Below are 12263 nucleotides of genomic sequence, written 5' to 3'. Positions count from 1 at the left end.
GAGTTGCCGTATCATATCGATGTATAACGTGCCAAGGTCTCTGACTCCAAAGAGGTTTTATCCTTCTTGCCTTTAACAAAGGATAAAATGTTGCTTTCTGCACGCAGGTAAGGCATCAGCCCTCTCGGTTTACTAACGTTTATGGAGCTCAATCCCTTCAACCATATGGCTTTCGGCCCGCTACCTCACTGTCTACGCTTAAAGATTAAAGTTACCTTTAATCCTCCAAGACTCGCTACGAGCGAATGGCTAATTCTTACTCGGCGGGAATCCCACCCGCTATATGATACGACCTAGGCTCGGCCGCACACCTGCCCCGTTAATACCAAGTCTAAAAGCAGCAATAATACCTATTGGATTAACAACCGGAAATGAAATAAGTTAGTCTCTTATAACTGTAAACTCATAGTAATAGTCCTGGTGTTAAATCCCAATTTCTCATACAGTTTAATTGCATGATTCTCTGCAAATGCACTTAGACGGATTTCTGAATATCCATCTTGTTTTAGATGGTCAATACCTGCTCTCATTAACAGTTTGGAGATCCCTTTCCCTCTAAATTCTTCTATAACAAATAGTTCGTAAATAAATCCAATTACCCTATCAGTAAATTGGTCTTTACTTGTCCCTATAAGAATCCAGCCCATTATTTTGTTGTTTTTTGTTGCTATTAAATAATAGCTTCCGTTTTCCAAAAGTGGTTTAACAAGCTGGTCAATTTTTTCCTTCGTAGGTTCCACTTGTCCTAAAGTACCATCAAAAACAGCTTGTGGTGAAAGAGATAATACCTTTTTTAGTTCAAAATCATTAGGTTTTCTAATATCCATTAATTGAATCAGTCCTTTGATTTACTTTTATTCAAGTTTAGCATATATTTTGAAGGCGATTATGCCAAACTTGAATTCTATTTGCGCCAACCTGCCCTGCCCCTATAGCGACACAAGAATATCGCTAAGATATTGCATAAACTCCAGTAAATTCAATATGAAAATAGCCACTAGAGGATGTATGGAATTATTAAATTTACCTACCATTTTATAGGTTCATCAAATTAACCACAGCGATTTCCACTATAGCAACACAGAATATGGCCCTCTTTCTTTAAAGAAAGCCTCGGCTAAAAATTATGTATAATTATATTCACTCTAGATCAACTATCCTACTTTAGTAAGAAATGCGATACCTCTTTGTTGAAGTATCTCACCCTATAGTTTAAGTGAATACATTCACAATCATTCCATCTCTTAAGAAAAAAGAGCTGACAATAAGCAGCTCTTTGATCTAAAAATTAAAATTATTTTCTTAAAACTGGAATCCAAATTTCGCTTTTCACAGATGGTGAAGTTAAATCTTGGGTTTTAATCGACAAGATCTCGGGTCCTTCTGTTACTTGATAATTGGAAGATGGAAACCACTCAGAAAAAATCCTACCCCAAGTTTCCTGTAAAGTACTAGGAAAAGATCCCGTTGATTCAAATATCGCCCAGGTTAAAGCAGGAACTTCAAGTTTTGAAAAGTTTTCAGGACATTCTTCTGTTGTTGCCACTCCTATATACTGATCAAGCTCTCCTTTTTCTTCCATACGTCCATCAGAAAAGTTTGTAGATGCTTGAATCATCCCTTTAGGTTCAACATTAGAGAGTTTTTTTAATTGATCTATTTTTCCCATATCCAAAGATTTCCACATTGCTGTAATTTCTGGGTTTTCCCCTTCAAAAATAATTGGAACTCTTTTCATAATACCAACTATGTTAAATGCCTTTTTTTGTTCAATTCGGTAATTCATTTCATTTCCTCCTCTAATTGATAATTGGAAGGTCATTGGTGGAAAGGCCTTTAATTGCTGTCCGTTGTTTCTTGCTTCTGATGGTGTTACACCATGTAAATTTTGAAAAGCTCTAGTAAAAGAGTCTGGAGAATTGTATCCATATTTAACCGCAATATCAATTATCTTTAAAATACTATTTGTAAGCTCAAATGCTGCCAAACTCAGTCGTCTACGGCGAATGTATTCTGATAATGTTATACCTGCCAGAAACGAAAACATTCTTTTAAAATGATATTCAGAGCAATGAGCAATTCTTGCCACTATTTTAAAGTCTATTTCGTTCGTGAGGTTATCCTCAATATACCTCATTGCATAATTCATGTTCTTAAGCAAATCCATTAAATGACCCCCTTTCATCAATAGAATAACAGGAGTTGAATGTATCCGTCCGACATTATGTGCACCATTTTGTCGGTTTAATCCTATCTTTTACTAAACTGACCTTTTCTACCATAAGAAAGATCTTACATATTACAGTTTACTGCCACTTTAGCACCACATGAAAAAGGCCTCCCTTTATATAAGAAATGCACCCTTTTGTTTAAGTACATACTTTCACAAACAGAACCCATAATCTCCATAGTAAGAAAGCTGCCCAGTTTGGATTAGATTTAGATATTCCCATCCTTCATTAGCAGCACTTTAGTTCCACCTTCTTTAATTCCCACTACTTTCATATCTTCGGTACCAAAGGTCTCATTGACTTACAAAAGTGAAGTATTCAGCCCCTCTGCCTTCAACTCTTCTTCAGATTGGCCAATGCCATTTTGAATATTGGAGGGCGATGCATTTCCGATTCCAATAGGACTGGCCGTATTTTCAGCAAACAAGCTATTGTAAAAAAGAGTATCTGCATGTGCAAGTGGAGATTTATTAGAGACCAAGGCAATTTCACTTAGAAAATGTGAACCTTCGTCTGGTTCGATGAGATTATGTAACACTTCTTGTCCCTTTGCGGCATAATAGTCGGTAATCCGTCCATCTTTAAAAATTAGATAAAATTCATCGATCAATTGAAGTTCCAGAAGATCTAAATTGCAATCTATAGAAAACAGAAAAAAATATATCTGTTCTCTTGGCTAAAATCTTCATCTGATCTGATCTTCTCCTCCTCATCTTTACAATTCTCCATCAAGATACTTTATTAGGTACAATTCAGGCTGCGCGAAGAACTCTGTAAAGCTGCATAAATCCAGATACGTCTGATGCTCTACATCATAACATCCTATCAGGCCATTATTCTTTGGGTTCCAAACCAACTGTAGGTCAGAGTAATTGTCGATATCAGCTGAAAGACGCAGCAGCTTTTGTCCACCGATTTTCATCTCAATTGTATCGTTCAACGTAAAAAAATCTATATACTCGATTTCATATTCATTTTGCGCTAGCTCAAGGCGTAGCTGATCTCCTGTAAGGAAGCAGACCAGTTCATCAGGTAATTTATATTTTTTAAGCTCATTTTTCTTGTTCGCTGGATCATGAAATTCAGCCGGCTCCAACGATTTCAAATAATTAGCCATAACCGTATCCTTATTGCTGACCGCAATCGTATATGGCCGATCGCCGTCTTTTTCCGCTTTAGTAACATCTGCACCATGTTCAATTAAAAATTTAACCATGCCCATATTCCCCATACGAGCAGCCACTGTTAATGGAGTCGCTTGATAAGGATAGACCATATCAGGTTGATTATAATTGATGTCCACTCCATGATTGAGCAAATACTTGAGTGTCTTCAGGTCATGGTCCGATGCAGCTTCACGCATGATGGCACCGCCGTGCAGCTTGATATCTAATCCCAGCTCATGAATAAGCGGAATGTTTTTTTTGTTGCCATAATAGGCTTCTGAATAGGCACCCGCCCCCATTTGATTAAGCTTGTCCATATCGGCTCCTTGCGCTGCAATGTAACGGACGATATCCTCCCCGCAATAACGTACAGCTCTCAAAAAAGCTGGATTATGATGAACATTCAGGTTAACGCCATGCTCTACCAGCAGCTTTAGAACCTCCATTTTCTGCAATACGAGCGCCAGATCTAACGGACTAAGAGAAATACGCTTACTAAGTACGATACCCTCCTCAATATCCCAGCCTGCTGCGATTTCCGCCTCTAAAGCCGAAATATTTCCTTCATAAATATGCATCGCAATTTCCGGCAGCTCCTGAAATCTTCCAATATCTCTCAAGACGATCAACCTTATCACTCCTTAATTCAAAATTTTATGACTCACCTTAACGTCTCTTTTTTTATAATTGTAAAACTAAAACATAGTTAAATTGGGTTATTTTTTTGATTATAACAATCCTTGTAGTATATATAAGAGGGATCAATAAAAATACTAGTGACATTATGTTTTGATTTACTATAAAACCATAAATAAAAATTACTGTACAAATAGATAAGATAATAAGAGTGATTCTTTCTAATAAAGATAACTTCATAGTGTTCACGCCCTTGTCTATTTTTGATTTAGCTGTGGTGCAATAGGATAAATATATATTCTTAGTATTACTACGATTAGTTTTAGAAAAAGTTCCCGTTATTTAACAAACCTTTACCAATAGCAAGATTTCACTTATTGCAGGAATGCTTCCCCTTTAATAACTTAATAGACAAAAGTGCGTTCATCCGTCTTGGATCAATGCAACAGTTAGCTGAAGAACTAGCGTATTATCTTTATCTCCTTAAAGCCCCTATCCAAACATCACCTTTGTCGAGACTATATTGCAGGAAACTCCCATCTTCATCTTTAATTCTTACGGCATCATAGGCTTTTTCTTTTATTCTTGATACTTCTTTTTCAGTTAAAGCTCCTTCTTCTAACCATTCATTTAAGTCGTTTTCATCGTAATAATCACTCTCTATATGCAAATCCCATTCAAATTGTTCTAACTTGTCTCTCAAAGAATGAAATTTATCAAATGGAAATCTCTTATTTTCTTGCCTTCTTTTGAAGGTTTCATCATAAAAATCAAGACAATTTCTATATGCGACGACAATTTGTGAATTAATAAAATGGGGGTCATAAAGCCAGAGTTTCAAATAAAAGTCTTCATCTTCTTTTTTCATTTTTTGATGCCACTTTAGGTAAACTTCGATCATTGCATCAAGTAAAAGGCAATTATACCAATTAGGAGGGGTTCTTCGTTCTAATCCATAAAAAGGGTGAATCCATAATTTTTCGTATTGTCTTTGGTAATTCCTTAAGTAGTCCATATCTAAATTCATTGCATTTTGCTTCCATCTTTCGATTTTTCTTTTATGCCTTTTCCAACCTCGTATTTTCTTCTTTTTTGAAAAATAAAACACTTGTACACTTCCTTTATTGATTTATATAACTCAATGATACCTTATCTTCTTATTTAACTCCCTGCACCTTTAGCTACATGAGAGAAAAACTTCCCTTCTATTTAAGAAAAGCCCCCCATAGTTTAAGTACCTTCACAAAGTGATATTTAGAATATACCAAAAAGATGAATCAAAAAGAATGAGTAGCAACTTTCATTTCATGCTGTCCATAAATCAAATCAGGTGACGTTAGAGATGTTTAAAAGGATAAAAAAAATGCAACTAATAATATCAGCTGCATTTTTTTAATATATTCTTTGGACTTTTTATCTGTTATTTATGGTCATGGATTGAAATTCTAGCGGCTTACTCCCCTACCATACCGTCGTTATCATTATCGCGCATATATTTGTACAACCAATGATCACTTGTTATTGGCATGCTATATCCTGCTGCTTTTGCTTCTTTAATTGTTACTTGACCATCACCGTTTGTATCCACAGTAGAAATATCCTCTTTCTTCTTTGAACTAGCTGACTCAGAAGACTTACTGCCAGTTAATCCAAGTGATTTATTTACTTCATCAGGGTTCACATTGTCGAATTCATCCTTAATGACATTTCCTTTTATTGTATAGGTATACTGATATCTAGAAGGAATCTGCGTTTCTGTATTAGGATAGGTGATGATTGCTTCAAAGTTCGTTGCACCACCTGCCTTACGGATTGCGTCTTCCATATAAGCTTGATCACCATGGCGGTTAAGCGTACTATCTTGTGGGGTAATATTATAAGCATTCGACACTCCACCAAGTGAATCTGCAACGATATGTCCTTCATCTAAATCTGCTCTCTCGACACCAGGAACCTTTGCTTCATCAGAGTAGTATCTGCCAGACGATGTTACTGGTTCCTTATTGTCATCTTGTAGAATGATTTCCTCAGCAATAACACGGACTAGCTGCCCATGCTTATTCGTAAATGCCCAATATTCACGATCCCCGTATCCAATATCAACAACAACATTCGGTTCACGATGACCAGATAAATCACCGCCATCCACTTCAATAAGTTTGTATCCTTTGAACAGTTCATTTTTTGATTGGGCTGCTGCTTCCTCTACTACTTGTTTTTCAGTCGATGTTTTTTCTGTTTCACTATTTTTGGTAGTTACTTCTTGTGAATCAGCTTTCCCATCTGTATTCGATACATCTTCTACGTTGGAACAACCAACTATAAAGATAGCAGTTAAAAGTAAGATTAAATAGTTCATTTTCTTTTTCATGTTAAGACTCCTCATGATGTTTTCTTATTATTCATTCTAGAAATTTTCAACTTATACAGAATTAACAATGTTAACCTGTTTAAAATAGTATATTACAATTTTAATATTATTACAGTAAATACTTAGATTATGTAGTATTAAATTCAATAAAAGATTTGGAGAGATATTACATTATTTTTTTCTAATTAGAAGTTTCACTAGTATTTGCTTTTCGATTCAACAAAAGATGCTATTTGATTAATTTTAGTACTGAAATAGGCACTATTCCAAGTCAGAAATTGTCCCCTTTAATATTACCTAGCATCTACAGTAGAAAATTTCTTTTTGTTTACTTTAACCAAGGTAAAAGATAATAAAGCAGAAATAAAGATTAGGATGGAGGCAAATATATAAACGGCTCTTATTCCAACAAAGTCGGCAATGAAACCTATTAGAAAAATGGATAAACCTGTAACAGTTGATAATAGAATACTCTGTGATGCAAATACCTTGGGTAAGTCTATGGTTTGAATATTTATTTGAAATGCAGTTTGTTGAGCCACATCTCTTATTTGGTAGGCTGGACCCATTGCAATACAAAGCAGAAGAGCCAATATAGGACTACTGGTCAGCCCATAAATTAAAGTAAAAATACTAAATACTAACGAACCAACTGCCATACTAAGTATCAAGTGCTTCTGAATTATTTTAGCTATGAATATGGTGATTATCCCCCCTAAAATAGCACCAACATAATAGCTTGCATTAATAAAACCCCACCATTGCTCTCCTTGGTTTAGGGCTTCTTTTACATACACCAATGTTATTGCCCCAACCCAAATGGAACCTGCCATTCCCTCAATAACATCCATTAAAGTAACCATTCTAAGCGTCTGATTATGCCATAAAATCTTCCATCCTTCATTCATCAGCGCCCACTTGGATTTATTTTCGACAGGAACTTCCATATTAGAAACGAAATGTTTTGATGTAATATATAAAGCCAATACAGAAAGCCAAAGCAATACTACATTAAACGCCAAAGTAGAATTATGTCCCCAATTTATTACTGCAAAACCTGTAAAGCTGTAACCCGCTATTTGAACAGATTGAGTTGTGATGGATAGTGAACTGTTAGCTCTCACAAGATTTTCCTTTGGTACAATTTTAGGTGTAACAGAGTTAAGTAATGGGTTTCCCCATCCTTCCATAAAAGATATAACTAAAATAAATAGAAGCAAAACATAAATATGATTCGTTATCGGCATAAAACCGAGTAGTAAAAAAGAAAGTAATAATGCTTTCAACCCCTGAAGCTTTAACATTAATTTAGCGAAAGCAAACTTTCTATAAATTAATGGGGATGTTAGACCTGCAGTTAAATTAGCCAAAGCCTTGAATAAAGGAAACAATGAGGACATTAATGCAGATTCCGTTTTTTGATATATGTAGGTGGTAATGACCATAATGTAAATGACATCCGCTAAGGCTATGCTTGTCTTAGCAAACCAGAAACTATAAAAACGTATACTATTCATACTATTTCCTCTCTTGATTAATCGAAAACAACCCTATGATTATATCATTAAAATACAAGTTTTTCCTTCTTCTTTTTGTTTATTGCGCACATACCAAACGATTATATATCCATTCCACCGCATAAAAACGCAGCTTTTATACAACCTGAAAGTTAACTTAAACAAGTAGTCAACTTTTTTAGTTACCTTATAAAATTACGCTCTTACTTCATTACTTTTTTAAAGTGGAAAAATTCATATTCTGTATCTGGTTTCGTTTCATCCACTTCAAAGTCTGGGCCAGGGTTACCTCTATGCAAAAATTCCACAATATGAAAACCACATTTATTCACATAAAAGTGAATATTGCGTTTTTCAAAATAGGGTGTATATAGCTCCCAAACTTTTGTTTCTGGGTATGCTGCCTCTATTGCTTGCCACGCTTTTGTCCCGATTCCTTTACCATGGGCATTCGCATTCATATATAAAAATACAACTTCATTATGCTGTGTGTCTTCATCAATCTTTAACACTGCTCCACCCAGATTTTCTCCGCTCATTACGAGATGATAGATCGCTGCATCTGGTTCTGCGAGCATTTGCTCAACATCCTTTTCAGATGGAACCGGTGCTATTTCAGCTGGATTATCATGCTCTGGAAAACTATCCTTTAACCCTTTTAAGAAAGCTTTGTGTAATTCCTGCTTAAAATCGGCCAGCATATACTTGTTTACCGGAAGAAGTGTAACGTTTTGTTCCATATTACCTATCATCCTGCCACGTCCTTTCCACACTTCTTTGTACTTTACCTTATTCATTATTCTCCAAGTACAGAGCAGAACTGTAGTAAATGGTATATAAATACCTAATCTACTTCCCGTTCACTTCATGTTTACTATATAAAAGGAAGTCATCTTAAAATGGCTGTTGAAGTGATCAATATTAGATCTTATCCTAGTAATCAGCCCACGCCCCCTTATGCAAAAATCTTTTGCCCGATCTTGTCTCCTTATTTATGTAATCGGTACTTTTCCTTTAAACTTGAAACACCATATTTGCTCGTTCTTTTGGATATTCTGTGTTTACATAATAATCCTCTGCCTTCCAGTATCTATGCTTAAATTTATTTAGATTCTGCTGCGTTTCCTTGCTTTCTCGTGCAAATCTAGTTTCCTTTGAACAATCTAAATAGAGGATAAAATCGAAAAACTCTCTCCATTCTTTCCGTTGTAAGAAAACTCCTTCTATTATGATTAAGTCAGTATGCGATAAGGAAATCGTTTCTATTTGGTGGGTATCATCGTCTGAATTATATTTACGCAGCTGTAATTCTGTTGTCTCTTTTAGTTTTTTTAAAAGTGATTCTCGTAACGTATGGACATCCCATTGTAAATGATAGTATTCATACCATTCCTCATAGCCGGTATGATAACGCCGATTTTTTTCTACAATATAATCATCTATGTGTAAAACTGTTACAGAAAATCCTTTTTCATGGAGACTTGCTTGTAGTTTTTTCACTATAGTTGTTTTTCCAGACCGGCTTAGCCCGTCTATCCCAACTACAACTCTTTTCCCACTTGTGGGTGTTGGAATGCTTGCTGCTATAGCATTTATATGATCTTGCACATTAGTCCCTCTTTTCCTTTAGAGCTGTTTCACTAAATTTGTTATCATTCTCTCATTCTTCTTTATCATTAGATTTTAACAGACCAGTCTGATTACATCCAGTTTTTTGGAAAATTCCTCACCTATTAGGTATCTCTTTTTTCAATCTAGAAATCAATTATTTTTCTCTTTTTATCAGCTGACCTCTCCTACTTCAATTAAATAAGCGTTTTAAATTTCCTAATCTAAAGCAATGGAGACCAAAACTTTTTGGTCTCACTTTCTCTTTTACTAAAAGGGGATGCTTGCTGCTTTTCTTTTGTAAAATTCTATTAAACTTTTTTCGTTAATGGAAACAGTACACAATCTTTAATTGTCTCACTGTCTGTTAATATCATTAAAAGGCGTTCAATCCCAAATCCCCAACCAGAAATTGGCGGCATTCCATATTCCATTGCCAATAAGTAGTCTTCATCCATTTCCATTGCCTCTAAATCACCGCCGCTTTTCAAAACAGCCTGTGCCTCTAATCTTCTTCTTTGCTCAAGAGGATCCACTAATTCAGAATATGCATTGATAATTTCAGCTCCATTTACTACTAATTGAAAGCGATCCGTAATTGCGGGATTATCATCATTTGCTCTTGCCAAAGGTGACAAATCAATAGGATGATTGATTAAAAACGTTGGCTCTATTAGTTGCGGACGGCACATTTTTTTATATAACAAATCGATAAAGTTCCCTCTTCCTAAGGTCTCGATATTGTCTTGTTCTAAATAGATACTTCTCCGCTTTGTTTCTTCATACAAGTCATCTACATTGGGAAATAAATCAATATCAATGCCTGTATCTTTTAGAATTAAATCCCTAAAGGAGACGACTTTCCAGTCTAAAGAAAAATCAATGGTTTTTCCTTGGATGGAAATAACGGTTGTATGAAAAACCTCATTCAGCACATATAGAAGTAAATCACGCATGAGTGCCATTGTATCCTCATAGCTCCAATAAGCCGCATAGCCTTCTACCATCGTAAATTCTTGAAGATGCTGAGGACTGACTCCTTCATTTCGAAAGCACTTTGCAAGCTCAAATATTTTAGTAAAGCCTCCTACTATTAATCTTTTTAAGTAAGTCTCTGGTGCAATTCGTAAATTTAATTCCGAATCCAATGCATTATGATACGTTCTAAATGGACGAGCTAATGCCCCGGAAGAAGTATGCTGTAATACAGGTGTCTCCACTTCTAGGAAACCTCTTTCTTCTAAAAATCTCCGAATTGCACGCACTAACTTTGTTCGTGTTAACATTCGTTCTTTTGTTTCCTTTGTCATCATCAGGTCTAAATAACGTTGTCGATAACGGGTCTCTACATTGTTTAATCCATGCCATTTTTCTGGCAGAGGATGCAGAGCCTTTCCTAGTAAAACATATTTTTCGATCCGCAGCGTTTTTTCCTTTGTTTTTGTCGAATACATTTTTCCTTCCACACCAATAAAATCTCCTACATCAAAATAGTTAGCGAAAACATTGGCTGACTGCTCTCCGACCTCTTCTTTTTTCAAAAGCAGCTGCAGACTTCCTTGAATATCTGAAATCGTCAGGAAGCTAAATTTACTAAACTGGCGAATCCCCATGATTCTTCCTGCCACTCGCACTCCTTCTGTGCCATCCTCCAGTAAAGCTGCTTCATAAAGTTCATAATTTGTCTCATATCTTTCTGGATATACGAAAACTCCCTCTGATCTTAATGCCGCTAATTTTTCTATTCTCCGTATTGTTTGTTCTTGGCTCATTCTATGGCCCTCCAGTCCTTTTATTGGATTTTTTATTTATTCTATATAAAATAAAAAAACTCCCACCCCCAAGATTATTCATCTTGAGGACGAGAGTTATTATTAACTTCGTGGTACCACCCCAGTTTATTGATATGTTGCCATATCAACCTCTTCGGGTACGGCAATTAAAAAATTGGTTATACCCTATCTCTATAACGGGAGATCCCGGTCGCAGTATCACAAAGAGTGTTTCTTTGATCCGTGCGAAAGCTCCAAGTCTTTTTTCATTAAGATTCTTATTACTCCTTTTCACCAGCTGGAGCTCTCTTTAAATAATAAATCAAAATTACTCTTCTCTTCTTAGCCAACTATTCCGTATTTATTTTAGAAAATATTACCTTAAATTAGATTTATAGTCAATAGTTACAACTAAAGGTTACTTGTATACTAGTTTTTTTATTTTCATTATAACTGGCTCTAAAGCAGTTATACTATTTGGCCGAGATATCTCACTTATAAATTTCGTGAATTCTTCCCCACATTTTAGTAATTCTTTTAAAAACAATTGCTCTTCAAATGCGAATTTTTTCTGCTTGTTTCTTATACTGAACAATATTTGATTTTCTGGCTTTGTGTTGATTCTTTCCATTTTCCAAGTCTGATTGTTCATAAAATAATTCGTTTCTCCGCTGCCATTTTCCAAGTATTCTAATGTCATTCGCAGCAAACCAATCCACATTAATTCTACATCATCGCTGTTTTCCTCTGATGTTATATTATGATTATAATATGTGATATGGATGAAGCCGTCTATATAACCATTGTTTCGCACTTGATAGTCATTTGCTATGCTTATTGCTTTCTCTTCTGTAATAGCAATTTTTTCCCTTTGCGAATTAAATATATATGTATGTATATTTATCACACTCTCTCCTCCTTAAACGTTAAAAGAGAATATCCACCACTTGAATATTCTCTTT

11 protein-coding genes and 1 other annotated feature are annotated in these 12263 nt (G+C 35.4%); all 11 genes read right to left on the bottom strand.

Translation table 11 applies throughout. The features are described from left to right. Positions 1–389: 389 nt before the first annotated feature. The gene (locus NSQ92_RS07905) at positions 390–827 is read right to left on the bottom strand and encodes a GNAT family N-acetyltransferase (protein WP_047940177.1); all 438 of its coding nucleotides are present in this window, start codon (positions 825–827) and stop codon (positions 390–392) included. Positions 828–1294: 467 nt separating this feature from the next. After that, positions 1295–2167 (bottom strand): AraC family transcriptional regulator, encoded by an 873-nt coding sequence (locus NSQ92_RS07900; protein WP_341152537.1) that lies wholly within the window; start codon positions 2165–2167, stop codon positions 1295–1297. Between the two features lie 365 nt (positions 2168–2532). Beyond that, the gene (locus NSQ92_RS07895) at positions 2533–2841 is read right to left on the bottom strand and encodes an aminopeptidase (RefSeq protein WP_341151321.1); all 309 of its coding nucleotides are present in this window, start codon (positions 2839–2841) and stop codon (positions 2533–2535) included. A gap of 105 nt (positions 2842–2946) precedes the next feature. Continuing rightward, on the bottom strand, positions 2947–4026 hold the full coding sequence (locus NSQ92_RS07890; RefSeq protein ID WP_341152536.1) for an ankyrin repeat domain-containing protein: 1080 nt from the start codon (positions 4024–4026) through the stop codon (positions 2947–2949). A gap of 482 nt (positions 4027–4508) precedes the next feature. After that, on the bottom strand, positions 4509–5060 hold the full coding sequence (locus NSQ92_RS07885; protein WP_176473254.1) for a hypothetical protein: 552 nt from the start codon (positions 5058–5060) through the stop codon (positions 4509–4511). Between the two features lie 426 nt (positions 5061–5486). Continuing rightward, positions 5487–6404, bottom strand: a complete 918-nt coding sequence (locus NSQ92_RS07880) for a DNA/RNA non-specific endonuclease (protein ID WP_047940172.1) — start codon at positions 6402–6404, stop codon at positions 5487–5489. Between the two features lie 293 nt (positions 6405–6697). After that, entirely contained in the window at positions 6698–7921 is a 1224-nt protein-coding gene (locus tag NSQ92_RS07875) for an MFS transporter (RefSeq protein WP_047940171.1), read from the bottom strand. A 203-nt stretch (positions 7922–8124) separates the two neighbouring features. Beyond that, positions 8125–8661, bottom strand: coding sequence for a GNAT family N-acetyltransferase (locus NSQ92_RS07870; protein ID WP_053215556.1), 537 nt, complete (start codon positions 8659–8661; stop codon positions 8125–8127). A gap of 274 nt (positions 8662–8935) precedes the next feature. Next, positions 8936–9529, bottom strand: a complete 594-nt coding sequence (locus NSQ92_RS07865; protein WP_082138204.1) for a kinase — start codon at positions 9527–9529, stop codon at positions 8936–8938. A gap of 311 nt (positions 9530–9840) precedes the next feature. Beyond that, on the bottom strand, positions 9841–11301 hold the full coding sequence (lysS, locus tag NSQ92_RS07860) for a lysine--tRNA ligase (RefSeq protein WP_341152535.1): 1461 nt from the start codon (positions 11299–11301) through the stop codon (positions 9841–9843). Positions 11302–11383: 82 nt separating this feature from the next. After that, positions 11384–11654: a binding site (T-box leader), on the bottom strand. 65 nt (positions 11655–11719) lie between these two features. Further along, on the bottom strand, positions 11720–12208 hold the full coding sequence (locus NSQ92_RS07855; protein ID WP_341152534.1) for a hypothetical protein: 489 nt from the start codon (positions 12206–12208) through the stop codon (positions 11720–11722). Positions 12209–12263 lie beyond the last annotated feature (55 nt).

It is taken from the genome of Niallia sp. FSL M8-0099, assembly GCF_038006945.1.
Taxonomy (GTDB): domain Bacteria; phylum Bacillota; class Bacilli; order Bacillales; family Cytobacillaceae; genus Niallia; species Niallia circulans.
This window is presented reverse-complemented; position numbering and strand designations above follow the sequence as displayed.